This window comes from Acinetobacter sp. GD03645, from assembly GCF_029845285.1.
In the GTDB taxonomy this organism is placed as follows: domain Bacteria; phylum Pseudomonadota; class Gammaproteobacteria; order Pseudomonadales; family Moraxellaceae; genus Acinetobacter; species Acinetobacter corruptisaponis.
Genome location: NZ_JAOCLL010000006.1, coordinates 15,424 through 40,475, shown reverse-complemented (window position 1 = coordinate 40,475; position 25,052 = coordinate 15,424). Strand labels below are relative to the sequence as shown.

The 25,052-nt window shown below is 42.3% G+C and carries 25 protein-coding genes; 7 read left to right on the top strand and 18 right to left on the bottom strand.

Translation table 11 applies throughout. The features are described from left to right. The first annotated feature begins 7 nt into the window (after positions 1-7). Both dnaB and alr read left to right on the top strand, forming a co-directional pair. Positions 8-1,453: a replicative DNA helicase gene (gene dnaB, locus N5J47_RS06135; RefSeq protein ID WP_267979038.1), complete on the top strand. Its 1,446-nt coding sequence runs from the start codon at positions 8-10 to the stop codon at positions 1,451-1,453. A gap of 58 nt (positions 1,454-1,511) precedes the next feature. After that, entirely contained in the window at positions 1,512-2,582 is a 1,071-nt protein-coding gene (alr, locus tag N5J47_RS06130; protein ID WP_279960312.1) for an alanine racemase, read from the top strand. Positions 2,583-2,595: 13 nt separating this feature from the next. On the opposite strand, the gene N5J47_RS06125 is transcribed toward alr, so the two are convergent. From N5J47_RS06125 to N5J47_RS06095, 7 genes are all read right to left on the bottom strand, one after another. Next, positions 2,596-2,919 (bottom strand): toxin-antitoxin system HicB family antitoxin, encoded by a 324-nt coding sequence (locus N5J47_RS06125; RefSeq protein ID WP_279960313.1) that lies wholly within the window; start codon positions 2,917-2,919, stop codon positions 2,596-2,598. Between the two features lie 8 nt (positions 2,920-2,927). Then, entirely contained in the window at positions 2,928-3,173 is a 246-nt protein-coding gene (locus N5J47_RS06120; RefSeq protein ID WP_267979035.1) for a toxin HicA, read from the bottom strand. Positions 3,174-3,266: 93 nt separating this feature from the next. Continuing rightward, positions 3,267-3,695 (bottom strand): BLUF domain-containing protein, encoded by a 429-nt coding sequence (locus N5J47_RS06115; RefSeq protein WP_267979034.1) that lies wholly within the window; start codon positions 3,693-3,695, stop codon positions 3,267-3,269. 52 nt (positions 3,696-3,747) lie between these two features. Then, positions 3,748-4,482, bottom strand: coding sequence for a proteasome-type protease (locus N5J47_RS06110; protein ID WP_267979033.1), 735 nt, complete (start codon positions 4,480-4,482; stop codon positions 3,748-3,750). Positions 4,483-4,498: 16 nt separating this feature from the next. Continuing rightward, complete coding sequence (locus tag N5J47_RS06105) at positions 4,499-5,278, bottom strand: transglutaminase family protein (protein WP_279960314.1); 780 nt, start codon at positions 5,276-5,278, stop codon at positions 4,499-4,501. Next, positions 5,275-5,877: an alpha-E domain-containing protein gene (locus N5J47_RS06100; protein ID WP_279960315.1), complete on the bottom strand. Its 603-nt coding sequence runs from the start codon at positions 5,875-5,877 to the stop codon at positions 5,275-5,277. Before N5J47_RS06100 ends, N5J47_RS06105 begins: the two co-directional genes overlap by 4 nt. A 91-nt stretch (positions 5,878-5,968) precedes the next feature. Then, on the bottom strand, positions 5,969-7,531 hold the full coding sequence (locus tag N5J47_RS06095) for a circularly permuted type 2 ATP-grasp protein (RefSeq protein WP_279960316.1): 1,563 nt from the start codon (positions 7,529-7,531) through the stop codon (positions 5,969-5,971). A 478-nt stretch (positions 7,532-8,009) separates the two neighbouring features. On the opposite strand from N5J47_RS06095, the gene N5J47_RS06090 reads away from it, so the two are divergent. Then, positions 8,010-9,011, top strand: coding sequence for a WYL domain-containing protein (locus N5J47_RS06090; RefSeq protein WP_267979029.1), 1,002 nt, complete (start codon positions 8,010-8,012; stop codon positions 9,009-9,011). 13 nt (positions 9,012-9,024) lie between these two features. Here N5J47_RS06090 and N5J47_RS06085 read toward each other — a convergent pair whose 3' ends face one another. The 6 genes from N5J47_RS06085 to N5J47_RS06060 all read right to left on the bottom strand — a co-directional run bounded on the left by N5J47_RS06085 (position 9,025) and on the right by N5J47_RS06060 (position 15,258). Continuing rightward, positions 9,025-9,300: a DksA/TraR family C4-type zinc finger protein gene (locus tag N5J47_RS06085; RefSeq protein WP_279960341.1), complete on the bottom strand. Its 276-nt coding sequence runs from the start codon at positions 9,298-9,300 to the stop codon at positions 9,025-9,027. A gap of 517 nt (positions 9,301-9,817) precedes the next feature. Continuing rightward, entirely contained in the window at positions 9,818-11,137 is a 1,320-nt protein-coding gene (locus N5J47_RS06080; protein ID WP_279960317.1) for an adenylosuccinate synthase, read from the bottom strand. Between the two features lie 61 nt (positions 11,138-11,198). Then, positions 11,199-12,365 (bottom strand): ATP phosphoribosyltransferase regulatory subunit, encoded by a 1,167-nt coding sequence (locus N5J47_RS06075; protein WP_279960318.1) that lies wholly within the window; start codon positions 12,363-12,365, stop codon positions 11,199-11,201. A 197-nt stretch (positions 12,366-12,562) separates the two neighbouring features. Continuing rightward, the gene (locus N5J47_RS06070) at positions 12,563-13,615 is read right to left on the bottom strand and encodes a carboxypeptidase regulatory-like domain-containing protein (RefSeq protein WP_279960319.1); all 1,053 of its coding nucleotides are present in this window, start codon (positions 13,613-13,615) and stop codon (positions 12,563-12,565) included. 269 nt (positions 13,616-13,884) lie between these two features. Beyond that, positions 13,885-14,199, bottom strand: a complete 315-nt coding sequence (locus tag N5J47_RS06065; RefSeq protein WP_279960320.1) for a hypothetical protein — start codon at positions 14,197-14,199, stop codon at positions 13,885-13,887. A 24-nt stretch (positions 14,200-14,223) separates the two neighbouring features. Continuing rightward, entirely contained in the window at positions 14,224-15,258 is a 1,035-nt protein-coding gene (locus N5J47_RS06060; RefSeq protein ID WP_279960321.1) for a type I glyceraldehyde-3-phosphate dehydrogenase, read from the bottom strand. 182 nt (positions 15,259-15,440) lie between these two features. Here N5J47_RS06060 and alaS point away from each other — a divergent pair, with 182 nt between their 5' ends. The 3 genes from alaS (at position 15,441) to csrA (ending at position 19,939) form a co-directional block, all read left to right on the top strand. After that, positions 15,441-18,089: an alanine--tRNA ligase gene (gene alaS / locus N5J47_RS06055; RefSeq protein WP_279960322.1), complete on the top strand. Its 2,649-nt coding sequence runs from the start codon at positions 15,441-15,443 to the stop codon at positions 18,087-18,089. A gap of 67 nt (positions 18,090-18,156) precedes the next feature. Continuing rightward, positions 18,157-19,437 (top strand): aspartate kinase, encoded by a 1,281-nt coding sequence (locus tag N5J47_RS06050; protein WP_267979022.1) that lies wholly within the window; start codon positions 18,157-18,159, stop codon positions 19,435-19,437. Between the two features lie 238 nt (positions 19,438-19,675). Next, the gene (csrA, locus tag N5J47_RS06045; protein WP_004799412.1) at positions 19,676-19,939 is read left to right on the top strand and encodes a carbon storage regulator CsrA; all 264 of its coding nucleotides are present in this window, start codon (positions 19,676-19,678) and stop codon (positions 19,937-19,939) included. Between the two features lie 80 nt (positions 19,940-20,019). Here the strand turns inward: csrA and rnhB are convergent, their stop codons facing one another. Together rnhB and N5J47_RS06035 are read right to left on the bottom strand one after the other, a co-directional pair. Next, a complete protein-coding gene (gene rnhB, locus N5J47_RS06040) occupies positions 20,020-20,586 on the bottom strand; it encodes a ribonuclease HII (protein ID WP_289821545.1) in 567 nt (188 codons plus the stop codon). Between the two features lie 40 nt (positions 20,587-20,626). Beyond that, entirely contained in the window at positions 20,627-21,010 is a 384-nt protein-coding gene (locus N5J47_RS06035; RefSeq protein WP_267979021.1) for a hypothetical protein, read from the bottom strand. Between the two features lie 215 nt (positions 21,011-21,225). Between N5J47_RS06035 and N5J47_RS06030 the strand changes: the two genes are divergently transcribed. Then, complete coding sequence (locus N5J47_RS06030) at positions 21,226-21,780, top strand: cytochrome b (RefSeq protein WP_267979020.1); 555 nt, start codon at positions 21,226-21,228, stop codon at positions 21,778-21,780. 44 nt (positions 21,781-21,824) lie between these two features. On the opposite strand, the gene N5J47_RS06025 is transcribed toward N5J47_RS06030, so the two are convergent. From N5J47_RS06025 to N5J47_RS06015, 3 genes are all read right to left on the bottom strand, one after another. Continuing rightward, positions 21,825-22,823 carry an adenosine deaminase gene (locus tag N5J47_RS06025; RefSeq protein WP_279960324.1) on the bottom strand — a complete coding sequence of 333 codons (999 nt, stop codon included), beginning with the start codon at positions 22,821-22,823 and terminating at the stop codon, positions 21,825-21,827. Positions 22,824-22,887: 64 nt separating this feature from the next. Beyond that, positions 22,888-24,207 (bottom strand): NCS2 family permease, encoded by a 1,320-nt coding sequence (locus N5J47_RS06020; RefSeq protein WP_004676959.1) that lies wholly within the window; start codon positions 24,205-24,207, stop codon positions 22,888-22,890. A 330-nt stretch (positions 24,208-24,537) separates the two neighbouring features. Next, positions 24,538-24,735 carry a hypothetical protein gene (locus N5J47_RS06015; RefSeq protein WP_279960325.1) on the bottom strand — a complete coding sequence of 66 codons (198 nt, stop codon included), beginning with the start codon at positions 24,733-24,735 and terminating at the stop codon, positions 24,538-24,540. Between the last annotated feature and the right edge of the window lie 317 nt (positions 24,736-25,052).

Here is a 25,052-nt window from a genome sequence, read left to right as displayed (position 1 = left end):
TCTTGTTATGTCACAGGCAAATGCCAGTTTTGCAAAAAATACTCCAAAGACAGAGAGTAACGTGAATGACTCAGGTCAATTGAAAGAATTTAGAACGCCACCGCATAATCTGGCCATTGAACAGGCGGTGTTGGCGGCATTAATGACGGTTGCCGAGTCATTTGAACAGGTCGGTGACCTGCTTAAGGAAAATGATTTTTACGCTACACGCCATAAATATATTTACCGTGCCATTGAAAAACTGGCACAGGAAAACTCCCCTTATGATGCCGTCTTGGTCAATGACTGGCTACTCAAACAGAACCTGCTGGATGCGATTGGTGGTGAAGAGTATTTAATGCAATTGATGGCAGATTCTCCATCAAGCTTCTATAACCTTGAAATCTATGCCAGTAAAATTAAGGAGTTTTCAACCTTACGCAGTATGATCAAGGTCAGCAGCGACATTTTACAAAATGCCTATGACACCAAAGGTCGCCCTGTCAGTGAAATTCTGGATTTGGCTGAAACCAATATTTTCTCGTTGGCAGAACAGCATAACAACAATAAAAAGGATTCAGGCCCGAAATCAATTAGTTCAGTCACCGCAGATGTAATTAGCAAACTGGATGAGCTGTCTAAAATGGATGGCAATATCACAGGCCTTTCCACAGGTTTCCTTGAACTGGACAATAAAACCTATGGGATGCAGGCTGGTGATTTAATTATTGTGGCGGCTCGTCCCTCTATGGGTAAAACCACATTCGCCATGAATCTGGTTGAAAGCGTTTTATTTAACAGCAATCTCCCTGCCCTTGTTTACTCAATGGAGATGCCAGCAGATTCCATCGCCATGCGTTTGATTTCCTCTTATGGCAAAGTGCATCAGGGCCATCTGCGTTCAGGTAAGCTGGATGGTGATGAATGGTCAAAGGTTACAGGCACGATTTTGCAGTTACAGGAAAAACATCTTTATATTGATGATTCGTCTGCCCTGCCACCAACAGAGGTTCGGGCACGTGCCAGACGTATTGCTAAAATGCACGATGGTAAAATTGGCTGCATCATGGTCGATTACTTACAGTTGATGAAAGTGCCAGGTATGGGTGATAACCGTGTTGGCGAGATCTCGGAAATTTCCCGAAGCCTGAAAGCATTGGCAAAAGAAATGCAATGTCCAGTGATTGCCCTGTCACAGCTTAACCGTAGTCTGGAAAACCGTCCCAATAAACGCCCTGTTATGTCTGACTTACGTGAATCGGGTGCGATTGAGCAGGATGCTGACTTGATCATGTTTATTTACCGTGATGAGGTTTATAACAAAGAGTCTAAAGAAGCAGGGACGGCTGAAATTATTATCGGTAAACAGCGTAACGGCCCAATTGGTACAGTCCGCCTTGCGTTTGAAGGGCAATATACCCGTTTTAGTAACCTCTCACCTGAGTTCTATGCTCAGTATGATGATGAAGAATAATTCTTAACTAATTACCTATTTTATATATTTTCCAAGCCGACCCAAAGGAGACATCAGGGTGCGCCAAGCAACAGTTTATATTGACAGCGAAGCGCTGCAATATAATTTAAACCGTGTCAAACAACTTGCACCACATTCAAAAATTGTAAGCATGGTTAAGGCCAATGCCTACGGACATGGAGTCAAGGACTGTTTAGCCGCCTTAAGTGCCACGGATGCCTTTGGTGTTGCCTGTCTGGAAGAAGCGCTGGAAATTCGGCAATTGGGGTATGCCCAACCCATCACATTAATTGAGGGTATTTTTTCTGATGATGAAATGACTCAGGTGATTGAACAAAAACTTGAATGTGTCGTTCATCAGCCCCAACAAGTTGAATGGTTAATTGCCCATAAAGATCATTATAACGCTTTAAACCTAAAGGTCTGGGTAAAGCTGAATAGTGGCATGAATCGTTTGGGTTTTAAAGCGACAGAAATTATTGAAGTGATTCAACAATTAAAATCTCATGGTTTTACCTGTGTACTCACCATGCACTTTGCCAACGCTGATTCAGATCATCCATTAAATGAACAACAAAAAAACCAGTTTCTACAAGTAAAACAAGCCTGTGAACCGATTTTGGCATCATGTTGCAATTCTGCCGCGATTTATAAATATCCTGAACTACATTTCGACTTTGTTCGTCCAGGTATCATGCTTTATGGCGCGACGCCTTTTGCAGATCAAAACGTTCACACACTTGACCTCAAACCCGTCATGAGCTTTGAGGCAGAGATTATTGCCTTAAACCAGATTCAGGCAAATGAATATGTAGGCTATGGATCGACCTTTACTGCCACACAGCCTATGAATATTGCCATTGTCTCAATTGGCTATGGTGATGGTTATCCAAGAGCTTATATCAAACCAAATTTTGTGACGATTAATCAGCAGTTAATTCCTATGATCGGACGTGTCAGCATGGATATGATTGCGATTGATGTCACCCATATTCAGGCAGAGATCGGCACTAAAGTTGAGCTTTGGGGCAAATCTCGTTTGGTTGATGATGTCGCTGCCGCAAATGGCACCATTGGCTATGAACTGTTATGTCGCTTGAGTCAAAGACCAAAACGGCAAGTCACCTAATAAGATGACGTTACTACATAGCCAGTTTTGCCGATACTAAACGATTCATGCTTACGCCTCGCTCTGCTGCTTCCAATGCCAGTTTTTGATGAACCATTGATGGAACACGAACAGCAAACCGTCCGCTATACTTTCTTTCAGAGAGTGGTGTAGGCACTTTCTCACTATTGCTGCTCATCTCTGCTACAACCTCGGCAACAAGATCAACAATTCCTGAAAACGCTTTCAGTTGATCGGCATCAAGCCAAGATAATGATGGGAATTCTGCACATAAACCAACATATTCATTATCTTCAGCCGACCATATAACACGGTAAGTATATTGTTTACTATCCATTTGACACCTCACAATGCTTTAAGTTTATCCAGTGCAGCCAATACTTGCTTCACCTGATATGGTTTGGCTTTTCCACTATCATCTTGAATATTAATACGAGGGTCGCCTTGCCACGGTGTTTTAAATACAGTGTGACTACCACCTGTTTGCCTTGGTTCACCAAAATATTGCTTACAAACCCTGACTAAATCAGCATAACGAACATTTTTAGGATTATTCCGCATTTGCTCGATGAGTTGATCAAGGTTTGCCATTCGGATACTCAATTATACCAATAAATTTATAGTATCAATATTAATACTACCGATCAAGACGATGCAAGTAGATGAAAATAGCAAAAATAACTTCTAGGCAACCTCATCCATTTGTATATCCGCAAGCAATGGAATCAATGCTGCAATCGAACCCTCATTTAACAAGTAGGGATTAAAGTCTGCCTGTTGCAGATGCTGCTGGAAAAATTCTGAAACCTGACTATTTTTCCGCACAAATTTCATTGACCAATCTTTGAAATGACCTTGTGAGATGTGTTGAGGATTAAAAACATAAATCTGCTGATGGCGAGGGTCTTGCTTGATTTTATCAAGCAGTTCCAAAATAGCCGCTTGTTCACCTTCTAGACACTGGAAAAAATAGCCATCTGCAAAATACAGCACACCATGTATATTATTCACATAATTAAAATGGTGTGCTTCATTTAAAACTTCTCTTAAATCAAGTGGCAAATGTGATTTTTCAGAAGTACTGGTACTAGCATAACAAAGTTGAAATATCATTTTTTTCTTACACTTATAAAGCATTTTAGTTCATTATGCCTGTCTTTGCTGACTAGACCCAATAATCTTCTGTTGGTTTTGGTAACTCCTGCAAACCACGGCGCAAGGTATCAGACCACTGTTTACTAATTTGGGTAAAGTAAGGATCTTCCTCACTGATGCGCTTGCCCCCTGGAATCACAAAACTGTCTTTATGGTAGACCACCACATCCAGAGGCAACCCAACTGAAACATTTGAACGTAAGGTGGAATCAAAGGAAATGAGCGTGCAACGCAAGGCATCATCAAGCGGCATGGTGTAATGCAGGGCACGGTCTAAAATTGGTTTGCCATATTTACTTTCACCAATCTGGAAATATGGGGTATCTGTTGTCGCACAGATAAAATTGCCTTGTGGATAGACATTATAAAGCTGCATTTCCTCACCCTGAATCTGCCCACACACCAGAATACTACACGAGTAGTTCATCTGTTCCTGCGTATCCGTAGTGATATCTTCCAATACCTTACGCAGGGTTTTACCCACCAGTTCAGCAACTTCAAACATGGTATTCGCACTATACAAATTCGGTTCTTGATGCAGAGCCAACGCATTTTGCAAATGTCCAATCACCGCCTGTGTGGTGGCTAAATTGCCCGCAGTCTGCAAGGCGATAAAACGCTCGTTTTCAACACCAAATGTATGCAGTTTACGGAATACAGAAATATGATCGACCCCAGCATTGGTTCGTGTATCACTAATCAACACCAAACCCTGCTCCAATCTTAATGCACAACAATAGGTCATCTTTCTCTCTTCACACTCAACAAGCCAAAACTTGAACACTGGATGTCATACTTTCAACACCACCCTGTTCACGCACCCCCCGTACGGGTGCAACATCCAGATAATCACGGCCGATTGCGACATAGATATGACTTTTGGGCGTAAATATCTGGTTACTGATATCGAAACAATACCATTCATTTTCCACAAAAACTTCTGCCCATGCATGACTGGCAAGGTGTGGCTGGTTTTGGTCATATAAATAACCAGACACATAACGGGCTGGTAATTGTAACGCACGACACATGGCGATGAACACATGCGCATGGTCCTGACACACACCCTGACCAGCATAAAATGAATCTATTGCAGAAGTCGTTACAGATGTGCTTTCAGGCTGGTAAGGGATTTGCTGTAAAATCTGCTCTGCTAATAAAATAAGGTGGTGGCGGTCTTTCACTTTTACAATAGTCTGGGCAAAATCCCGCATCATCAAATCACAACAGGTCATTTTTGTGCCCTGTAAAAACAATATTGGTGAAACACCAGTATCCACATAACCCAGTTCAGTATCATACAAATCAACAACACCCTGCGCCATAATGGTGAGGTAATGGTAATCATGTCGCTGGGTTGCCGTGATCCATAGGTTATTAAAGGCATCACGTTTGCTGGCATGTTGTCCTGGAACACTAATATGCCAGGACTCAACCAACTGGTGCCGTGAACTCTGCGGTATCATTTTAATCGACTGCACACTATTCCGTGCAGCCTGCGTATAATGATAATGCGTTTGGTGATTCACCATCAGTTTCATGCGAACGCCTCAAATTGATTTTCCAGTTTATAGGTAAATGCATAAAACTGGTTCAAGTCAGGTTGAGTTTTCAATATTTTCCAACTTGGTTGCAAGTCCTCCCAACCTAAATGAAATAACCGTTCAATCACTGGATCAATCGTATCCAGCACATCATGAATATTATGCTGAAACCGAAAATAGGTATCGATTTGCTCCATACCCTGTCCAATATGGAAAAATAAGGAAATATCCTCTTGCTCTGTTTTCAGGGTTGCGCAACATTCCTTTACGATGTTCTGGATAGTTGCCACATCAGGTATAACATTTTTTATTAAATGGTTCAGTTCGGCATAAATTTCAGAACTCAATAGCCCCCTAAGTTCCTGAATATTATCCCGAGCAATCTCAAGCTGGCTCATCAAGGAATATGGCTGCTGCCGATCCAGCATAAATTGGTTCAAACTTTCAGCATCATCAATATGCAGGCATAATGCCTGTGCAAATCCTGCCGCCTGTTGGTCATCTGTAAAGGGTAAATGACTCACCATATACTCAATACGAAATAAATAACGACCTAACCAATAAATATGTTGAGCACTTGAGCTAAGTAAAAGCATAAATATCCTCCCTTATTAATCATAAATTCCTGTGAAATACCCCACTGCACACAAAGGATATGTGCAGTGTTATCGCTGCTTAGGAAAGATGTTAGGAGTGCAGCGATTCCACCACCCAGGTATCCTTAATGCCGCCACCCTGAGAAGAGTTGACCACCAGCGAACCTGCCTGCATGGCCACACGTGTTAATCCTCCTGGCACAATTTCAGTACGGTAAGGTGAACTCAATACAAATGGGCGTAAATCAATATGTCGCTCAGCAACGCCATCTGTGGTCAATGTCGGCGCAACTGACAGTGCCAAGGTTGGCTGTGCAATATATAAATGCGGGGTCTGCATAATTTTCTGTCTAAATTGCTCAATTTGCTGTTGATCCGCCTGAGGTCCAATCAACATGCCATATCCACCTGAACCCTGCGCTTCCTTAACCACCAGCTTTTCCAGATTGTTGAGCACATAATCCAGTTGTTCACTGTCTCGGCATTGATAGGTTGGCACATTACTTAAGATCGGAGTTTCTCCCAGATAATACTGAATCATTTGGTCAACATAAGGGTAGATCGACTTATCATCGGCAACCCCTGTTCCTGGTGCATTGGCAATCACCACATTGTTTTGTAGATAGGCCGACATCAAACCCGCTACACCAAGTGTACTGTCAGCACGGAATACCAGTGGGTCTAGAAAGTCATCATCGACACGGCGATAGATCACATCCACCTGCTGACGACCGCGAATGGTTTTTGCAAAGACCTTGTCATTCTCAACAAAAAGATCACGGCTTGTCACCAGTGGCACATCCATTTCACGCGCCAAAAAGGCGTGTTCATAGTAGGCACTGTTAAAACGGCCTGGGGTCAGCACCACAATAAAGGGCTGGTCAACATAGGCATTCTCTTCCAGAATTGCCCTTAATAAAGTTGGGTATTGTTCAATCCCCTGTAAATTATTGCTGCTGCACAAATCAGGCATCAGTTTTTGGCTGATTTTTCGGCTTTCCAGCATATAAGATACCCCTGATGGCGTTCTTAAATTGTCCTCAAGCACAAAGAAATCACCCCGCCCATCCCGAATAATGTCAATGCCACTGATTTGTGAATAAACCTTGCCTTTAAGATGATGCCTGAGCATATGCGGCTGAAAGGCTTCATGTGCCATCACCTGATGTGCGGGAATCAACCCATCCTTAAGAATGTTTTGTTCATGGTAAATGTCATCCAGAAATAGATTCAGCGCCTTAACACGTTGTGCACAGCCTGATGATATTTTCTCCCATTGTTTTTTCTCAATGACACGCGGGATTAAGTCATAAGGAATGGTCCGCTCTGTTCCCTCCTGATCCCCATACACATTAAAGGTGATGCCCTGATACAAAAAATGCTGCTTTGCCTGAGCACCCAGAACTTTTAACTCATCAAGGCTACGGATACTTAACCATTGTTCAATCTTTTTTGATGCCTCTCCGTTAAAGCTTTTATCATCCAGCATTTCATTAAAAAACTGTGATTTGAGTTGTTCAAACAGGTTGGTGGTAATACTGCTCAGCTCTGGAATATCTGGAATAAATGTGGACGAATGTACCGAAACCGCTGCCGTTTGATCTGGAGAATAATAATCTGTACTGATATTTAGATTGTGTTCTTGTTCTGACATAGAAACCTCATCTCATCATTTATCTATTAGGGTCTGTTGACGTTTCAGCGATGCATTGCGTTATCGGCTAAAACAACGCAAACAAGGCATGAAACGCAGGCAATGGCGACTCCCTTGTCAAGTTTCATAACGAAGTTTGGGGCAGTTTTAGCCATAACCCTATGGGACAGGGACATTTTTTGCTACTACTGCGTTATGTCTTGCTCATTTAGAATGGCTAAATTTCGCAAAACATGCCTTGTATCAGCTAAAAAATGTCCTCTGTCGCAAGCACCCATGAAATGTCACCAGACCCTATGAATAAGCAATTTCAATGCCACTTATATAAAATGATCGTTTTTGAAGCAGTTTTAAAAGTTTTAAGCAAATCTGCATTGGTTTCAGTCGTAAATACGTAATCTAAATGTGATGTACTTGCTAAATAACGGGAGTTTTTTTATTGTGTCAGCTCTAGCTCATTGAATTGCATATTACGCCTATGTCATCCATACAAGAAAAAGAAACGTCAAATAGCCTTTATCGTCAATGGCAAATCTTGTCCCGCCTTTCTACGGGTAAATGGATGGGCACGCGTGAATTGCAGGAAATTCTGGAACGTGAGGGTATTGAGATTAGTCTGCGTACCATTCAGCGTGATTTAAACCAGATTGCACAACGCTTTCCCATTGAAAGCAATAAAACGGTTCCGCAAGGCTGGCGCTGGCGTTCAGACGCGCCCATCCAGAGTTTGCCGCACATGACCAGCTCACAGGCGGTCACCTTTATGATGGTGGAAGAGCATTTACGCCATTTGCTTCCACCCAGCTTGCTTGAAGAAATGATGCCGTGGTTCGACTTGGCAAAACGTAGTCTTTCCACACAAAACAATGTCAGACAATGGATCAACCGTGTGCGTATTGTTCCAGCGACACAGCCGCTCATTCCGCCAATTGTGGATAAACATGCACAACAGGCAATTTATGAGGGACTGTTACAGGACAAGCAAATTGAGTGTATCTATCGTGCCAGAACCCATCAGGGAGAAGATAAAACCTATATCCTCAATCCTCTGGCACTGGTACAAAAAGGTGCAGTGATTTATTTAATCTGTACCAGAAATGATAAAACTGAAGTGCAAACTTTTGCCCTGCACCGTTTTAAGGCGGCCACGGTTCTGGATAGTCGGGCACTGCATCCTGTCAATTTTGATATTGATCATTACATTGACTCAGGCGCACTGGGTTTCCGTGTGGATTACAGCAAACCAACTGAACAAATTCAATTAAAGCTGACCATGACGGAAAATACAGCCAAAAGCTTTTATGAAAGCCAGTTGAGTAAAGACCAGACCATTACGGCACTAGAGGAAAATATCGTTGAAGTGAGCGCAACTGTTCCCTTTACGTCTCAACTGGTGTGGTGGTTACGCAGCTTTGGTAAAAAGCTGCTCAATATTGAACCAAGCGTTGTATATAATGCTGTGAAAGAGATAGAAGATTAACAAGGCAAAAGATTTAACGTAATTGGCTATCCTTACTTCCCCGCCGATTAAATAGTTCCAGTGCCTTACTCTTTTCCTCAAGTTGTTGCTGGCAACGAATACAATATTTCACGCCTTTCATCACTTCACGGCGGGCTTGAGGAATGGGCTCGCCACATTCTTCACAATATAATGCGGCTTCTCCATCTTCATTATGAGAAAGACCTTGTCTTGCTTTTGCAATCGCATCATGAATTGTTGCATCAATCTGCTCCTGCTCTGCACCGTCACGCGCCCAACCACCTGCCATTGCTGATCCCGTTTCATTTTTATATCTTGTCAATTTAAAATTCTAAGACCATTTTATTTAGCTCACAATACGATTATTTATACTGATCACAACTGCTGTGCTATCCACTCCAAAGCACAGGAGTTTTTATTTTTAGAAAAAATAAGGGAATCAATAGATTCCCCTAGATTTCTTATTCGTTTTTTATTTAACATTTAGGATTATTCTTATTGTATTAAAATGTTCAAACCAATTCCTTTCCCCGCCTGATCAGAACTGGTTTGTACCCTTTTAATCGCCTTGATACAATCTAACATTGGCATGCCAGTTCATATCCATTATAGCGAATCGTTTTTTTCGTCATGGTTAAAACCCTCTTTGTTTGAACGTAGAGTTAATATAACGGGGATTTTCCATGCTGTGAAATAACAATGACTGGAATAAAAAGCTGATTTTTTGCTAGAGCTTTTTGCTGTATAAATCCATAAAAATAAAAAAGCCCCTTTTAAAAAGAGGCTTTTGACGTTATCTATTCAGTTTAAGCTGAAAATGGATGACGTAAAATAATGGTTTCTGCACGGTCTGGGCCCGTTGAGATAATGTCAATTGGACACTCAATGAGCTGCTCAAGACGTTTCACATAAGCCAAGGCATTTGCAGGAAGCTGGTCAACCTGAGTCAGGCCAACAGTCGATTCACTCCAGCCAGGCATAGTTTCATAAATCGGCTTTAAACTTTCAAATGAAACTGCATCAGAAGAACCTGCACAGCCCGAATCCACATCTTCATAACCTACACAGATCTTGATCTCTTCCAAACCATCCAGAACATCAAGTTTGGTTAAGCAGATACCAGACAATGAATTCACTTCAACTGAACGGCGTAGAATTTCTGCATCGAACCAACCACAACGACGTTGACGACCAGTAGACGCACCAAATTCATGTCCCACTGTACCCAAATGACGACCAATCGCATCACCTGTATCTGTTGCAGCATCATAATGCAATTCAGTTGGGAATGGGCCAGCACCTACACGTGTTGTGTAGGCTTTCGTAATACCCAATACATAGTCTAAATGTAAAGGACCCATACCTGAACCAGAGCTTACGCCACCCGCAGTTGTATTCGAACTGGTTACATATGGATAGGTACCATGATCGATGTCAAGCAATGAACCTTGTGCACCTTCAAACATGATTGCCTTACCCTCTTTACGGTAATCATGTAACACTTTGGTTACGTCAATCACCAACGGGGTAAGAACTTCACGCCATTCGTTGCAAAGTGCCAACACATCTTCAAACTTAACTTCTTCAACGCCATAGAATTGAGAAAGTTGGAAGTTATGCAGCTCAAGCATTTCCTTGAGTTTTTCTTCCAAATTAGCGCCACCACGAACCAAGTCTGCAACGCGTACCGCACGACGGGCAACTTTATCTTCGTATGCTGGGCCAATACCACGACCTGTTGTACCAATCTTGGCATTACCACGTTTTTTCTCACGAGCCTGATCAAGCGCAATATGGTTTGGCAAAATCAACGGACAGTTTGGAGAAATACGCAGGCGCTCTTTTACAGGCACACCTTCCTCCTCCAAAATCGCCATTTCCTTGATCAGTGCTTCAGGAGAAAGAACGACACCATTGCCAATTAAGCACAATACGTTGTCACGTAAGATACCTGATGGAATGAGGTGTAATACAGTCTTCTTACCACCGACCACAAGAGTATGTCCTGCATTGTGCCCGCCCTGGTAGCGTACGACCGCAGCCGCTTGATCTGTGAGCAGGTCGACGATCTTACCTTTACCTTCGTCGCCCCATTGGGTACCAAGTACCACAACATTTTTGCCCATAATAGCCTCATTACATCATGCTGTTAGAATTGGAAACCAAGTTGTTTTTACAACTCGGCAATTAAATTTTTTCAATGATCCATTGCCCATTTTGCAACACCATTTGGTGGGTTGCATAAGGCACTGAACTTAACTCATCATTACCCAGCAACTGCACCACACGCGAACCATTCGCCCGTGCATCTGCAATCGTGGTTAATAAATCCTGATCATTTCCTTTGGGCGCAACGACAGTTTCAATTTCAGCAAACTGTGTAGCACCCAAGGCATATAAGTCGCAACTAAAACCTGTGGCTGGGCGCGCACGGCCAAAGTGCTCACCAATGCCATCATAACGTCCACCCTGCGCAAGCGGCGCAGCGCGATTCGGCGCATAAATGGCGTACATCAGGCCCGTGTGGTAGTGATAACTACGCAACTCAATCACATCGATTCCAATATTCAGATTCGACCAACGTGACTGAATTTGAGTGAATGTTGTCTTCAATGCATCAAACGCGTTTTTAAAATCAGCATCACTTAAAATGTCATGGCTTAAATGTGCCTGTAATGCATCAAGGTCACTTGCATAGCGACCAAGCGCATAGAAATCTGCACCCATTACCAAGTCTTTGGTAAACGCTTCCAGTTCTGGCAATGCCTTGCGTTGATATAAATCAGAAAGCTGGCTTTCAGTGTTTTTATTTAAACCAGCACGTTTCACCAAACTACGGAATAAACCGACATGACCTAAATCCAGATGAACGCCTTGCAAACTGTCAGTTTTCTCCAACAGCCCCAGCATGACATCAATCATTTCCACATCGGCTTCGATGCTGTCATGGCCATAAAGCTCAGCACCCAACTGCAAAGGTGCGCGTGTTGCATTAAAATTCTGTGGTTTGGTATGCAGCACTGTACCTGCATAGCAATAACGAGCAACGCCTTCAATTGGGCGAACATGCGCATCGATACGGGCGACCTGTGGAGTCATATCCGCGCGTACACCAAGCAAGCGGCCTGAAAGCTGGTCAATCACCTTGAATGTGACCAAGTCTAAATCTTGATTGGATTCTGAAAGTGAAGACAACGATTCGATGTATTCAATAAATGGAGTGTATACCAGTTGATACCCTCGAACAGCGAGGAAATCTAAAGCTTCCCGACGCAGGGTTTCAACCATTTGCGCTTGTTCGGGTAATACATCTGCTACCCCGTCAGGGAGCAACCATGTCTCTGAAATGGTCATGTTTCAAACCTAAAATCTGTTCAACGTGGAGGCATCCACATAAAAAGCAACCACATAAAAAAATCGGGTGAATGCCCGATTCAGTGTAGTGTAACATGAAGATTTCTATGATGCACCTGAGAATTTTAGTAAATCCCGCATAAAAATAGGCAACCAAAATGATTGCCTAAAATCAATTCCAAGTTTTTTAGATTTGATTATGCTGGGCTATACTCATACTTCACATCATAGGTAACACTGAAACCGTTTGCATTTACTGTCGCATTGATATTACCTACCGTACCATTAAAACTACAGCTATTAATCTTAAATTGACCGTTTGGCAATTGTGAAGTCACATCATCCGAACCACAGAATTCATTTTGATTAGCTGGTTTTGGAACATTCTTCACTGTTACTGTTGCACCTTGCCCCATCACAGAAGTTGTAACATTCAAATTATAGTTTCCTGATGGAATGTTTGGATTATTATTACTATTTAAATCAACAACAAGTTTTAGACCTGTTGTATCAACACTATAATTCCATGCAAAGTTTTGCCCATTAACTGCGTACTGCACGTCACAATGATAGGTACTCCCTATACCCGTACATTTACTATTCAAACCATTGATCTTAACTTGATCCAGAACCTTGTCCAGACCAGTAGAATCTGCATTAAATTCAGTTTTAAAAATGTTTGGATAACCTTTAGTTGTGTCTACACTTGCATCAAATACAGTCTTTAAGTTTGCAACAACTTCTTTTGCGGCTTTATCAATAGCAGTATTTATTTCATCAGTAGTACTGTCTTTAGCCAGTTTTGCCCAATTGGTATAAATTTCTGCCAATGAGTTGTAATCACGTGTTTCATCCGCTTTGTTGGCAGCCAAAATTGCCTGTGTGGTTAATTGAGTTACATTGACATTACCAGCAGCCGAAGCATAGGAATATAAGGTAATCTGGGATTCACCTGTACCTTTAGTTGCCTTTAATAAATAAGGTGCTCCCTTTTCAACATCAATGCTGAATTTACCATCTGTCCCTGCAACAACTGATTTAGTTGTGCCATTTTTATTGACCACTTCAATATTCGCACCAGCTAGAGCAGCTCCAGTTGCAGCAGTACCTGTAAGCTTTTCGGTTGTCGTTTGTTGCTGTCCAGAATTATTACTGGATGAGTTGTCATCATCATTACATCCCGCAACCATGACAACAGCACTCAATAAAGCTGAGCATATTGCAGTACGTTTTAAAGTTGTTTTATTCATTATCAGACATCCCTATGTGTTTTCGATCAATGCTTTATGAAGCACAAATTCATCATAATGAGCGTTCTAAATACACATCAAGTGGGATTGTAATCAAAACGGATAGTTAAAAAATATTTAACCATCCAACAAAAATTAATAATTGTTTTTTATAGATTTTATGGATTGAAATATATTGCTTAATTTCTTTAAATTTGTATCAAAATATTTAACAAAAACAAATAGTTATACAAATTAATTTGTCAACCCCCTATTCAAGGGGGACAAATTTAGGACATATTTTTCCCATTTTTAACAACCACTTCCAAAACATTGACCAACTCAACATTTTGCTTTTCCAACGCGGCAATGTTTGCAACAGTCCGATCTAACACTTCTTGCTGGACATGCATTTTCTTTGCTAGGTCCTGCATAATCTCCAGACTCTTTTTAAGGTGGGATTCCAGATGCAGGACTTTTTCTTCCAGATACAATACTTGCGGATCAGTAGCAGGTTGCTGTTTATTTTTAAACTGAAACCAAAACAAGAAAGTAACTGCAATCAATAACAGACCAATAAAACCCCAAATCAACATCAATATCATTCCTCTCTCCAAATCCGTTGTTATTTAATATTTTTTTGAATCAAATGATTCACATAAATCAAGTAAGCGATTCGCATAACCCCATTCATTATCATACCACGCAAAGACCTTAGCCTGATGTCCAACCACTATGGTCTGGGTTAAATCTACAATTAAGGAATATGGTGAGTGGTTAAAGTCACTTGAAACAAGGTTTTCATCTGTGACCTGCATAATCTGGGCATAGTCAAATTTCGCAGCCTTAGTCAGGACTTCATTGACTTTATGTACGGTAATAGGTGACTGGGAAATAAAAGTCAGGTCAATCGCTGCAACATTAATTGTAGGAACACGAATGGAATAACCATCAATACGGTTTTCCATTTTCGGCATCACCTGTTTTAATGCACCTAATGCACTGGATGTGGTTGGAATAATATTTTGTCCCGACGCACGCGCACGACGCAAATCACGATGGGCATGATCAAGCACGGATTGATCCGCAGTGACCGCATGGATTTCGGTCATCAATGCCGTTTCAATACCAAAGGCATCATCAATAATTTTCACCAATGGCACCAAAGCCTGTGTGGTACAGGACACACTGGAAATAATCTGGTCCGTGGCTTTGACTTCGGCATGATTGACACCATAGACAATTGCAGCATCAACAGAGTCAAAAGGCGCAGCCCCAATAATCACCCGCTTTGCTCCTGCCAATATGTGACGGGTCGCATCGGCTCTGGAACGAAACAATCCTGTACATTCCAGTACCACATCAATATTCAGATCTTTCCAGGGAAGTTGTTCTGGCTGGGCCTGTTTCAGTACCTGTAAATGTAAATGACGCTGATTGGACTGAATATTCAAGAAAATCTTTTCATCTTCTATCTGGACTTCAACCTGACCTGCAAAACGCCCATGTGTGGTGTCATACTTAAATAAATGTGCCAGTGTCTGAACATCAGCAATATCGTTAATTGCGACAATTTCAAACTGGAATTGTTTGGGATTTTCAAACCATGCCCGTAGCACATTGCGGCCAATTCGGCCAAATCCATTAATCGCGATACGTTGCATGTGGTGCCCTTAATTCATCAAAACATCATCTTTTCTATGCTATATGGTAAAACATGCAAGCCAGCATTGAATATAGATTTTTAGCCTAAACACAGTTTTATCTAAGATTGCTTGTAAAATCGTTGGTCGGGCACACATTTTCCGCTATAATTTAGCACTTTCAAAATTATGGACGCTTGGTTGTGAGTACTCGTTTTATGACATCCGCTGAAATCCGTGAAGCATTTTTGCGTTACTTTGAATCGCAAGGGCATACACGTGTCGCTTCGAGTTCTCTTGTCCCTGCCAACGATCCAACTTTATTGTTTACCAATGCTGGTATGAACCAGTTTAAAGATTGTTTCCTGGGTTTAGAAAAACGCGATTACGTGCGTGCCGTTTCATCACAGAAATGTGTGCGTGCAGGTGGCAAGCATAATGACCTAGATAATGTCGGTTATACCGCACGTCACCACACATTCTTTGAAATGTTGGGTAACTTCTCTTTTGGTGATTATTTCAAGCGTGATGCACTCAAGTTTGCATGGGATTTCCTGACCAGCGAACAATGGCTGGCACTGCCTAAAGAACGTCTATATGTCACGGTTTACCATACTGACGATGAAGCATTTGATATCTGGAACAAAGAAATTGGTATTGATGCTGCGCGCATTATCCGTATTGGTGACAATAAAGGCGGTCAATACGCTTCCGACAACTTCTGGGCAATGGGTGATACAGGTCCTTGTGGTCCTTGTTCTGAAATTTTCTATGATCACGGCGACCACATCTGGGGTGGCTTACCAGGGACACCTGAAGAAGATGGCGACCGTTTCATTGAAATCTGGAACAATGTTTTCATGCAGTTCAACCGTACTGCGGATGGTGTGATGCACCCTCTTCCAGCGCCTTCTGTTGATACAGGTATGGGCTTGGAGCGTATTTCTGCTGTATTGCAACACGTCAATTCAAACTACGAAATTGACTTGTTCCAACACCTGTTAAAAGCTGCTGCTGACATCATCGGTATTGAAGATCAAGGGCAACCATCTTTACGTGTGGTTGCCGATCATGCTCGTTCTTGCTGCTTCCTGATTGCTGATGGTGTCAATCCATCCAATGAAGGTCGTGGTTATGTATTGCGCCGTATTATTCGTCGTGCAGTCCGTCACGGTAACAAGTTAGGTGCAACAGGCACATTCTTCTACAAAATGTTGCAGCCTTTGATCGAAGTAATGGGTGAAGCCTATCCTGAACTTGCTGCGCGTAAAGATGCAATCGAAGCAACCTTAATTCGTGAAGAAGAACAGTTTGCCAAAACACTTGAGCAAGGTTTGAAATTGCTTGAGGGTGAACTCGCTCAACTCAAAGGTAACGTCATTGCAGGTGAAACAGTATTTAAACTGTATGATACCTATGGCTTCCCGACTGACCTGACTGCCGATATTGCACGTGAACGTGACTTAACCATTGATGAAGCTGGTTTCGAAGTGGAAATGGCGGCACAACGTCAACGTGCGCGTGATGCAGGCAAGTTTGCGGTTGACTATAACAGCATTGTCAAAGTTGAGGGCGAAACCCAGTTTGATGGCTATGACGCAACTCAAGGCCAAGGTCAAATTGTTGCGATCTATAAAGATGGTGTACAGGTTGATGAAATCAACGAAGGCGATGAAGCGCTTATCGTATTGAACCAAACCCCTTTCTATGCTGAAAGCGGTGGTCAAATCGGTGATACAGGACTATTCAAGAACGATACGGGTATTTTCGAAGTTCAGGATACAAAGAAATCTGGTGGTGCATTTGTCCACCAAGGTATCGTGACGATGGGCAGCCTCAAAGCGACACAAAACGTTGAAGCAACTGTGAAAGCAGACATTCGTGCGGCAACCGCACGTAACCACTCTGCAACCCACCTTTTACATGCCGCTTTACGTCAGATTCTAGGTTCACACGTTCAGCAAAAAGGTTCACTGGTTGCCAGCGACATTCTACGTTTTGACTTTGCCAATGACCAACCTGTTTCATTTGAACAATTGCAGCAGATCGAACGTTTGGTGAATGCCGAAGTGATCGCCAACACACCAGTTAGCACTGAATTGCTTGATATTGAGTCAGCAAAAGCCAAAGGCGCAATGATGCTGTTTGGTGAAAAGTATGGCGAAGAAGTTCGTGTACTGTCTATGGGTTCTGTAATTGAAGAGAAAAACTTCTCCATCGAGCTGTGTGGTGGTATTCACGTTAAAAGTACAGGTGATATTGGCCTATTCAAGATCACTTCCGAGGGCGGTGTGGCTGCGGGTGTCCGTCGTATTGAAGCGGTTACGGGTACGAAAGCGCTTGAAGTGGTTCAAAAGGTTGATACTGACATTCACAGCATCAACGCCTTGTTAAAGGCGCAGAAAGATCAAACTGTAGAGAAAGTTGAAGCGATTGTTGAAACAGTTTCAAGCCTACAGAAGCAAATTGAACAACTGAATCAGAAACTGGCGAGCTTTCAGGCGGCTGACCTGCTTGATCAGGTGAAAGAAATTGCAGGTCGTCAAACCCTGATTACCACTGTACAAGGTTTAGATGCAAAATCATTACGCAACCTACATGACAGCGTAAAATCAAAATTAGATGATGCAGTCATTATTTTAGCTGGCGTTGAGGGCGATAAAGTGAGTTTAATCGCCTCCGTTGCAAAACAATATACTGCACATCTAAAAGCGGGTGACATCATCAAACACCTGGCTCAGGAGCTAGGTGGCAAAGGTGGTGGTAAACCTGACTTGGCACAAGGTGGCGCGCCACTCAACGAGAAGTTTGATCAAGTGATTGCAGCCCTGCCTGCTTGGCTTGAACAATAATAAACACTTCACTTTTTGTGTAACTGACCCTGATGCCTCTCAGGGTCATGGCTTATATGGAACAACTATGGCATTAATCGTTCAAAAATATGGCGGCACCTCTATGGGTACTCCTGAGCGCATTTTAAATGTTGCTCGTCGTGTCAAGCGCTGGCATGATCACGGTCACAAGGTGGTCGTGGTTGTGTCTGCAATGAGTGGTGAAACCAACCGCCTGCTTGCGCTTGCAAAAGCCATTACCAGCACACCTGATCCACGTGAACTTGATCAAATGGTATCAACGGGTGAACAGGTTACGATTTCCATGTTAGCGATGGCGCTGAACTCGATTGGTGTGGAAGCTAAATCCTATACAGGTCGTCAGGTTGGTATCAAGACTGACAGCGCATTTACCAAAGCCCGTATTGAATCCATTGATACTGACGTTATGTCTACTGATCTTGATGCAGGCCGTGTTCTGGTTGTTGCAGGCTTTCAGGGTTTTGATGCCGATGGCAATATCACAACCTTAGGTCGTGGGGGTTCTGATACCTCTGGCGTTGCACTTGCTGCCGCATTAAAGGCAGATGAGTGCCAGATCTATACCGATGTGGATGGTGTTTATACCACTGACCCTCGTGTTGCACCTAAAGCTAAAAAAGTGGATCGTATTTCATTTGAAGAAATGCTGGAAATGGCATCTTTGGGTTCAAAGGTTTTACAAATTCGCTCTGTTGAATTCGCAGGTAAATATCAGGTTCCATTACGCGTATTATCAAGCTTTGATAATGATGACGATGGCGCATTCGATGAAGAATTTAAACAAAACGTAGGCACACTTATTACCACTGAGGCAGAAGACGACATGGAACAACCAATTATCTCAGGTATCGCATTTAACCGTGACGAAGCAAAATTAACAATTTTGGGTGTTCCTGACGTTCCAGGTGTTGCATCCAAAATTTTGTCGCCAATCGGTGCCGCAAACATTGAAGTGGATATGATTATCCAGAATGTGGAAGAAGATGGCACCACTGATTTTACTTTCACAGTAAACCGTGGCGAGCTTGCGAAAGCGAAAAAGATTCTGGAAGAAACGGCCACAGCCATTGGCGCACGTGAAGTTGCTACACGCGACGATATCGTAAAAGTGTCCATTGTGGGTGTAGGCATGCGCTCGCATGCAGGTGTGGCAAGCAAAATGTTTACTGCACTGGCTGAAGAAGGCATCAATATCCTGATGATCTCCACTTCTGAAATCAAGATTTCAGTGATTATTGAAGAAAACTATTTAGAGCTTGCGGTACGTTGTTTACATACTGCTTTTGGTTTAGACCGTGAACATGGCGAAAGTAGTGCACGTGCTTAATTAATAGCTGCTTAAACATATTTACTTTCAAGTAAATAGTAAAAAAATAAGAGCCACTATAGTTTTTACTACAGTGGCTCTGTTATATTAACCCATGATGTTTTTCAGAGCATCTCAACAGAACTTACGAAAAAAAATATTGTTTTTACTTATTTCTGTTTAGATTTTTCTGTATATTAAGGCTGTGCTTTCAAACAATTCCCTGTTGCAAGTTTAAGCGTTTAGCAAGGAGATAAACATGCTGATTCTGACCCGTCGTGTCGGAGAAACATTAATGATTGGGGATCAAGTCAGTGTCACTGTGCTTGGCGTAAAAGGCAATCAGGTGCGTATTGGTGTAAATGCTCCTAAAGAGGTTTCTGTGCATCGTGAGGAAATTTACCAACGTATCCAACATGAACGTGCCATGCATGAGCATTTACAACATCTTGATCAAGATTATCAAGTTTCCTATGAAGAAGATAATAACGATTTTCCTCGACATAATAACTTTAATCGTTAATACGCAGAATTCTTCTCCAATAATTAAAGCGACTAATATGAGTCGCTTTAATTATGTTTGGGATGCGTATTTTATACCTATTATAAACCCAGTGCTTTTTTCACGGGTGCATAACTACGTCGATGCTCATGAATAACGCCATGTGCAGCAATTGCCTCAAAATGAGCCTTGGTTGGATAGCCTTTATGTTTGGCAAACCCAAAATCAGGGTAGATTAAATCCAGAGCCTGCATTTGTCGGTCACGTGTCACTTTCGCTAAAATACTGGCGGCACTGATTTCAGCATGACTGGCATCTCCCCCAACAATAGCCTCACATGCAATGCTAATGCCCTTTGGAATTTGATTACCATCCACAATGACTTTTTCTGGCTGGATGTTCAAGCTTTCGACCGCACGGCGCATGGCAAGAAATGTTGCCTGTAAGATATTCAACTCATCAATTTCAGCATGTGTTGCCTCAGCAATTGACCAGGCCAACGCTTTTTCCTGAATCTCGATAAAGAGTTTTTCACGCTTCTTTTCAGTCAGTTTCTTGGAGTCATTCAAGCCCACAATGGGATTGTCTGGATCTAAAATGACCGCGGCGGCCACAACAGAACCAACCAGTGGCCCTCTTCCAGCTTCATCTACACCTGCTATTTTCATCTTCATCTCACAAAAGGCCGATCTCTCAGCCTGGTCTTTGTTATTGCACTTGTTTCAAGGTTTCAGCAACACAGGCATTCACCGTTTGTGAAACCACCTGATTGACAATTGTTGCGCGTGCGGATGGGTCAATGGCAGCGGTTGCAAGTTCAACAGCAGTTACACTGTTCGGTGCCTTGTCACTGACACAGCCACAGACATTGGTTTGGATGTTGTCACGCTGGTCAGCCGTCATATAACGTGTCGCTGTTTTCCATGCAGGCAATGTATTGATCTCATTCAGGCATTTCGCATTTACAGCGATTTTAAGCGCGGCCATACCCAACTGCTGTGAAGTTGTGGTTGCTGGACTCGTTCCATTCGGGGCAACACATCCAGATAGCGCTAAAACAAGGGGAGCAGCAATCAATAATAACTTTTTCACGATTCTTACCTGTATCTCAATTTTGTCAGGCGTATTGTGCCTAAATGGCTTATTTTATGAAATAACCCACAGTCATCTTTACATAATATAACAATTACAAATTGAGGTTTTATCGGGACTGTTGCACACATAAAACGCTCCGTTACAGCGATGCTGTATCAGTCAGAAAAAGCCCTATTTAAAATCAGTTCATTTCGAACAGCCAGGATGTTGCAATGTCAACCTCAGCACAGTATTACACCCGCACAGCACAAGTGTTGCATTGGCTCATGGCCGCTATTTTCATTATTGCCTGGCTGATTGGTTTCTATAGCGGTAATTTTCTCAGTTATGATGTGGATGGTAGTTTCAAAGGCAATGTGATTACCCTGCACAAGAATATTGCCACCACAATCATTTTTCTGGTAGTAATCCGTATTTTCTGGCGTTACACCCACCCTGCACCCAAACTGCCAGATAGCATGTCACCCATGATGAAAACACTGGCACACATTGGACATTTTCTACTTTATTTAATGTTGCTGGCCTTGCCCATCACAGGCTGTTTATTTAGCTGGAGTGCTGGCCACCCTGCACCTGTGCTGTACTTATTTGAAATTCCACGTCTGGTACAGGACAATCCCGAACTGCTTGCCATCGTCAAACCCTTGCATATTTACCTGTCATGGTTTGCTGGTTTATTGATTGCTGGACATATTCTGGCAGCCATTAAACATCATGTGATTGATAAGGATAATGTCTTGCTCAGCATGTTGAGACAACCTAAATAAAATAACAGCTATAAAAAAACCGCTTCACGCGGTTTTTTTTAAACTTAAAGCTTTTTAATCTCTGCAATCCACTTCTGCTTTTCCTGATCAGGAATAAATGATGCCTCAAAAGAGTTGATCGCAAGTTGCTTTAATTCATCATTGCTCAAGTCTAAAGCTTGCTGAATCGCAATAAAATTGTCATTCATATAACCACCAAAATAAGATGGATCATCTGAATTGACCGTGACATGCACACCTTGCTGCAACAAACGGCGAATATTATGCTCTTTCATGTCATTCACAACACACAGCTTTAAGTTGCTGAGTGGGCAAACTGTCAAAGGCATTTTCTCTGCGATCAGGCGGGCCATGAGTTGCTTATCCTCCTCTGAGCGCACGCCATGATCAATACGGTTCACTTTCAATAAATCCAGCGCTTCCCAGATATATTCGGGTGGCCCCTCTTCACCTGCATGTGCCACGATCAGGAATCCCGCTTCACGGGCTTTGGCAAAGACACGTTCAAACTTCGCAGGTGGATGTCCAACTTCACTTGAGTCCAGACCAACCGCAATAATCTCATCCTTAAATGGCAATGCCTGCTCAAGAGTTTCAAACGCCTTTTCTTCACTTAAATGACGCAGGAAACACATGATCAGTTGAGAACTAATCCTTAGCTTTTGCTGTGCATCCTGACAGGCACGTTTTAAGCCCGCAATCACCGTTGCAAATTCCACCCCACGCTCAGTATGCGTTTGAGGGTCGAAGAACATCTCTGTATGCACTACACGATCTTCTGCACATTTCTCAAAATATGCCCAGGCAAGATCATAAAAATCCTGCTCATATACCAGCACATTGGCGCCTGCGTAGTAGATATCCAAAAAAGACTGAAGATTATGGAAGTTATAGGCCTGCTTCACTTCTTCAACAGATTGATATGGAATCTGAATCTGGTTGCGTTGTGCGATGGCAAACATCAACTCTGGTTCAAATGTCCCTTCAATATGCACATGCAATTCAGCTTTTGGTAAAGCCTGTATCAGTTCAATTGCATTCATCATTTTTCTCCAAAGAAAAAAGGATGTCGCCAGCCATAACGACATCCTTTTATTGATTGATATGTTAACCGCCAAAAGCAATAAACTTAAATACCCAAAGTGCTGCAATAATCCAAACCATATAGGGAACGGTCTTTGCCTTGCCCGTGAATAATTTAACCAGCGCATAGCTGATAAAACCCATCGCGATACCATCTGCAATTGAGTAGGTAAATGGCATAAATACGATGGTTAAAAAGGCAGGAACCGCTTCGGTAATATCTTCCCAGTCAATATGGGTGATGCCCTGAATCATCAACACGCCAATGAACAGCAATGCAGGTGCCGTCGCAAAGCCAGGTACTGACTGCGCCAAGGGTGCCAGAAATAAACAGCCAATGAACAACAAGGCAACCACAACTGCGGTTAAACCTGTACGCCCACCTGCCGCAACCCCAGAAGCAGATTCAATATAAGGTGTGGTGGATGATGTACCCAAGGCCGCACCCGCAACAATTGCGGTTGAGTCTGCGAACAAGGCCTTTTTCAAACGTGGCAATTTTCCATCCTGCAACAAACCAGCACGATGTGACACGCCCACCAGTGTTCCCGTACTGTCAAACAGGTCAACAATAAAGAAGACAAAAATCACGCCCACCATACTTGCGGTGAACAGGCCCTCAAAATCCATTTGCATAAATGTCGGTGCGATGGATGGAACCTGTCCAACAACACCCTTGAACTCGTTTAGGCCCAAGGCTGTCGCAATTCCAGTAATCACCAGAATACTGATGATGATGGCACCACGTACCTTAAACTGATGCAAAACCACAATCATCAGGAAGCCAAACAGCGCAAGCAATACCGTTGGCTGCTTGATGTCACCCAGGCCAACAAGAGTCGCAGGGTTATCCACAATAATTCCTGCATTTTTAAGCGCAATCAAGGCAAGGAATAAACCGATACCGCCCCCTATGGCAAATTTCAGCGACATGGGAATGGCATTGACAATCGCTTCACGGATTTTAAAGAAGCTAATCGCTAAAAACACAATTCCCGAAACAAAGACCGCCGCAAGTGCGGTTTGCCACGGCACCCCCATTCCCAGACAGACAGAATAGGTAAAATAGGCATTCAGACCCATCCCAGGTGCAAGTGCAATTGGATAATTCGCAACAAGCCCCATAACCAAACAGCCGATTGCGGCAGCCAGACAGGTCGCAACAAACACGGCACCATGATCCATACCCGTTTCAGACAGGATAAGCGGGTTTACAATAATGATGTAACACATGGTCAAAAATGTGGTTACACCTGCTAGAACTTCGGTTCTAAAGCTGGTTTTATTTTCGCTCAGTTTAAATAAGCGTTCCAACAAACCAGCCGAAGCATGAGGCGTTGTCATAACATGGCACCTGTAAAATCCAAGATCGTAGAATTGAAATCTATACGCTTGTGTTCAAACATTTTTTCAATGGACACAAAACGGCATATCATGCGACAAAGCAATCTATATGCCAGTTTCATACGTGTTACACAAACAATCCATATAAAATTCGATTCCGCTATCAGAACGTAAAAAGCCGCATAACAAGATGCAGCTTTTTATTTAATGGTAAATATTTTAGCAGATTCCATACAAAACTGGCGCATGGCCAGATAAAAAAGCACATGGATTCCTGAGTTCAAAAAATATCAGGCACCTCACCTACCGCATCATTATAGAACTCCATCCTTAGTTATGGTGTTTTGAGGAGGAGATAGGGGTGGAATTTACATAATTGGTATGATGCTGGATTGTATTCAAGCTATGTTCAGCATCATTCACAATTTTAGTAATTTCCTGGCGTTTCTTGTTTTGGGAATCCATATAGGCGGCATACCCTAAAACAAGGACTGAACAGACCATAACCAGTGCAAGCAATATCTTCATTATTATTATCTCTATTGTATGGTTTTCTTTAATACTAACAAAAAGGAACAAAAATGAGAACTGCTTAACATTTAATAATCACAAACTAAAAACAAGTCACAATTATATGATCATTTAAATATTAATTTTGTACATTTTTCACCCATTTAGATACTAGAATATTCCATTTTTTAAATCAATGACTTTTTATATTATTCAATAAGATAGATATCAAATATTTTTAAAAATTTACCAAAAGGTTTATTTTTAAACACTTTATCAGGGCTTTAATTGATAAAAAAAGCATCTTTGCACAGGCAAAGATGCTGAACTTTCAT

Bases quoted from the DNA above. Each gene is read 5' to 3' on its own strand.
- dnaB (WP_267979038.1), top strand. From the start codon at position 8: ATGTCACAGGCAAATGCCAGTTTTGCAAAAAATACTCCAAAGACAGAG.
- N5J47_RS06125 (WP_279960313.1), bottom strand. From the start codon at position 2,919: ATGGATAGTAAACAATATACTTACCGTGTTATATGGTCGGCTGAAGAT.
- N5J47_RS06120 (WP_267979035.1), bottom strand. From the start codon at position 3,173: ATGGCAAACCTTGATCAACTCATCGAGCAAATGCGGAATAATCCTAAA.
- N5J47_RS06115 (WP_267979034.1), bottom strand. From the start codon at position 3,695: ATGATATTTCAACTTTGTTATGCTAGTACCAGTACTTCTGAAAAATCA.
- N5J47_RS06110 (WP_267979033.1), bottom strand. From the start codon at position 4,482: ATGACCTATTGTTGTGCATTAAGATTGGAGCAGGGTTTGGTGTTGATT.
- N5J47_RS06105 (WP_279960314.1), bottom strand. From the start codon at position 5,278: ATGAAACTGATGGTGAATCACCAAACGCATTATCATTATACGCAGGCT.
- N5J47_RS06100 (WP_279960315.1), bottom strand. From the start codon at position 5,877: ATGCTTTTACTTAGCTCAAGTGCTCAACATATTTATTGGTTAGGTCGT.
- N5J47_RS06095 (WP_279960316.1), bottom strand. From the start codon at position 7,531: ATGTCAGAACAAGAACACAATCTAAATATCAGTACAGATTATTATTCT.
- N5J47_RS06090 (WP_267979029.1), top strand. From the start codon at position 8,010: ATGTCATCCATACAAGAAAAAGAAACGTCAAATAGCCTTTATCGTCAA.
- N5J47_RS06085 (WP_279960341.1), bottom strand. From the start codon at position 9,300: ATGGCAGGTGGTTGGGCGCGTGACGGTGCAGAGCAGGAGCAGATTGAT.
- N5J47_RS06080 (WP_279960317.1), bottom strand. From the start codon at position 11,137: ATGGGCAAAAATGTTGTGGTACTTGGTACCCAATGGGGCGACGAAGGT.
- N5J47_RS06075 (WP_279960318.1), bottom strand. From the start codon at position 12,365: ATGACCATTTCAGAGACATGGTTGCTCCCTGACGGGGTAGCAGATGTA.
- N5J47_RS06070 (WP_279960319.1), bottom strand. From the start codon at position 13,615: ATGAATAAAACAACTTTAAAACGTACTGCAATATGCTCAGCTTTATTG.
- N5J47_RS06065 (WP_279960320.1), bottom strand. From the start codon at position 14,199: ATGATATTGATGTTGATTTGGGGTTTTATTGGTCTGTTATTGATTGCA.
- N5J47_RS06060 (WP_279960321.1), bottom strand. From the start codon at position 15,258: ATGCAACGTATCGCGATTAATGGATTTGGCCGAATTGGCCGCAATGTG.
- N5J47_RS06050 (WP_267979022.1), top strand. From the start codon at position 18,157: ATGGCATTAATCGTTCAAAAATATGGCGGCACCTCTATGGGTACTCCT.
- csrA (WP_004799412.1), top strand. From the start codon at position 19,676: ATGCTGATTCTGACCCGTCGTGTCGGAGAAACATTAATGATTGGGGAT.
- rnhB (WP_289821545.1), bottom strand. From the start codon at position 20,586: ATGAAAATAGCAGGTGTAGATGAAGCTGGAAGAGGGCCACTGGTTGGT.
- N5J47_RS06030 (WP_267979020.1), top strand. From the start codon at position 21,226: ATGTCAACCTCAGCACAGTATTACACCCGCACAGCACAAGTGTTGCAT.
- N5J47_RS06025 (WP_279960324.1), bottom strand. From the start codon at position 22,823: ATGAATGCAATTGAACTGATACAGGCTTTACCAAAAGCTGAATTGCAT.
- N5J47_RS06020 (WP_004676959.1), bottom strand. From the start codon at position 24,207: ATGACAACGCCTCATGCTTCGGCTGGTTTGTTGGAACGCTTATTTAAA.
- N5J47_RS06015 (WP_279960325.1), bottom strand. From the start codon at position 24,735: ATGAAGATATTGCTTGCACTGGTTATGGTCTGTTCAGTCCTTGTTTTA.